Origin of the sequence: Leuconostoc sp. UCMA20149 (assembly GCF_030400235.1) — a bacterium.
GTDB lineage: Bacteria > Bacillota > Bacilli > Lactobacillales > Lactobacillaceae > Leuconostoc > Leuconostoc pseudomesenteroides.
On record NZ_VJYC01000051.1, the window covers coordinates 1 to 437 of the forward strand.

1 protein-coding gene is annotated in these 437 nt (G+C 39.4%); it reads left to right on the top strand.

Going from position 1 to position 437, the window contains the following annotated elements:
- Window positions 1-198 precede the first annotated feature (198 nt).
- A partial coding sequence (locus FF105_RS11595) for a GlsB/YeaQ/YmgE family stress response membrane protein (protein WP_290046939.1) occupies window positions 199-437 on the top strand: 239 nt, incomplete at its 3' end.

Consider the following 437-nt stretch of genomic DNA (forward strand, 5'->3'; position numbering starts at 1 on the left):
ACTCACTCATTTCTTTTGCCTTTAGCACACTCCTCATTGCCACTATGATTAATTTTATAGCCAGTTTGATTAGTAGTCACTAAGCCCTTTTTTAGAATCAAACGTGATAAAAGTGCAAGCTAAATATTTGCGGAAAAAATATGACAGTGGTAATCTGGACTTAGGTTCTGATAGAGAACCAGAAGGAGAGATATCATTATGGGATTAATTTGGACACTTATCGTAGGTGCAGTTATCGGTGCTATTGCAGGAGCAATTACAAGCCGCGGTGCAGCTATGGGATGGATTAGTAACATCATTGCTGGTTTAATTGGTTCTTGGTTAGGTGAAAGCCTTCTTGGATCATGGGGACCAAGCTTAGCAGGAATGGCACTTATTCCTTCAATTATTGGTGCAGTTGTATTAGTCTTAATCGTATCTTGGATTACTAGTCGCAC